This window comes from Mobilitalea sibirica, from assembly GCF_015999265.1.
Taxonomy (GTDB): Bacteria; Bacillota; Clostridia; order Lachnospirales; family Lachnospiraceae; genus Mobilitalea; species Mobilitalea sibirica.
The window spans coordinates 1-2186 of sequence record NZ_JAEAGR010000033.1; the positions used below are offsets into that span (position 1 = coordinate 1).

Below are 2186 nucleotides of genomic sequence, written 5' to 3' on the forward strand. Positions count from 1 at the left end.
CACCTTTCCTTCACAGTACTATGCACTATCGGTCACTAAGTAGTATTTAGCCTTGGGGGGTGGTCCCCCCGACTTCCCGCAAGGTTTCTCGTGTCTCGCGGTACTTTGGATCCCACTCGCTGTCTTCTGGTTTCATATACGAGGCTTTCACTCTCTCTGGCCGGCTTTCCCAAAACCGTTCTATTACCATACGACTCACTTAACGTGGTCCATAACCCCGAAGGATAAATCCTTCGGTTTAGGCTCTTTCCCTTTCGCTCGCCACTACTCAGGAAATCGAGTTTTCTTTCTTTTCCTCCGGGTACTTAGATGTTTCAGTTCCCCGGGTTCCCTCTGCATGGCTATGGATTCACCATACAGTAACTGAGGTATGCTCAGCTGGGTTTCCCCATTCAGAAATCCACGGGTCAAAGGATATTTGCTCCTCTCCGTGGCTTATCGCAGCTTATCACGTCTTTCATCGGCTCTTAGTGCCAAGGCATCCACCCTGCGCTCTTATTAGCTTGACCTAAACTGCGACTGCGCTAACGAATTAATAAAGCACGCTTTGAAAGCTTGCTTTCATAAGAGTGGTTGATTAATTCTGTTTGCGTAAGCAAAGTGCTTTCATCGAGAAAAGCGTGCTTTTCGAGATGATAGCGCTTAGCGCAGTCACAGTTTAGATCAATTCTCTTATGAGTTCGTTTACAGTCTCATAACATGCCGCCTAGCGTAGCAGCAAGGAAGATTTCTCTTCTTAGGTTTATTACAGTTTTAGTTCCATGACGATTGCGCCATTCCTAAGAATGTATCGTCACTTCACTGGATGTCTTGATTAAGAATAATCAATTCTTAATCATAACAAAACTTTCGTCTTGTTACTCATTTTCTATGTGTAGTTGTCAATGTCCAATTGTCCATCCCCTTATTACTAAGGTTCTGGTCTGACTGACATTCATCAGTCATTACATACAAGTAAAATCTATCTTTTTATTCCAAAAGGTTTACTTATATCTAATCACAAATGAATGTTGAGTATCTTTATATAATCATCTAACTTATTATATATAAAACCTTATGTTACTGGTTTGTACTCGGTTTGCTGTCGGACCTATGATGTTACACTATTTAACCCTGTATGTAAACCGGTAACATATGGTAGTAATTTTCTCTGGCAGCCACCTACTCTCCCATACCGTCTCCAGTACAGTACCATCGGCCGCTTAAGTCTTAACCATCGTGTTCGGGATGAGAACGGGTGTGACCCCTAAGCGCATCGCCACCAGAAATTGTGCGTTAGATTTTGTCTGCACAGCATAAAATGTTCGGACACACGACGAAAGCTTGCTTTCAGGAGTGTGTTCGTATATTTTGGGATGTATTGACACGGTCGCGTTCAGCGAGCAGTTCTTCATGCGAGCTGTATGCGGCGTGTGCAGGCAAAATCGAAATATCTCTTGATACTTCTCATTGTCTTTTAAAGACGATTTGATAACTGAACAGTAAAACAACCCTTACTTTTTCTCTTAGAAAGGAGGTGATCCAGCCGCACCTTCCGATACGGCTACCTTGTTACGACTTCACCCCAGTCATTGGCTCCACCTTCGGCTGCTCCCTCCCATCTTACTAAGCACGACTGACTTCGTGATTGCTCACGTACTCACGCAGGTTTTTCTGCGCTCCTCCGTGACCGTATTTTTTATACGGATATGATTGAATTCACTTCGTTCATTCAATCATCACGACGTCATGCTCACTAAGATGGGTTGGGTCACAGACTTCGGGCATATCCAACTCCCATGGTGTGACGGGCGGTGTGTACAAGACCCGGGAACGTATTCACCGCGACATTCTGATTCGCGATTACTAGCGATTCCAGCTTCATGTAGTCGAGTTGCAGACTACAATCCGAACTGGGATGGCCTTTTTGGGATTTGCTTACCTTCACAGGGTCGCTTCCCTTTGTAGCCACCATTGTAGCACGTGTGTAGCCCAGATCATAAGGGGCATGATGATTTGACGTCATCCCCGCCTTCCTCCAGGTTATCCCTGGCAGTCTCCCTAGAGTGCCCAGCCGAACTGCTGGCTACTAAGGATAGGGGTTGCGCTCGTTGCGGGACTTAACCCAACATCTCACGACACGAGCTGACGACAACCATGCACCACCTGTCTCCTCTGTCCCGAAGGAAAGGTCCCGTTACGGACCG

3 rRNA genes are annotated in these 2186 nt (G+C 45.8%); all 3 read right to left on the bottom strand.

The annotated features are described in order from the left end of the window. Positions 1–509, bottom strand: a 23S ribosomal RNA gene (locus I5677_RS17015); the annotation flags it as partial. Between the two features lie 639 nt (positions 510–1148). Beyond that, positions 1149–1266: ribosomal RNA gene (gene rrf / locus I5677_RS17020) — 5S ribosomal RNA — on the bottom strand. 243 nt (positions 1267–1509) lie between these two features. After that, positions 1510–2186 (bottom strand): 16S ribosomal RNA (locus I5677_RS17025); the annotation flags it as partial.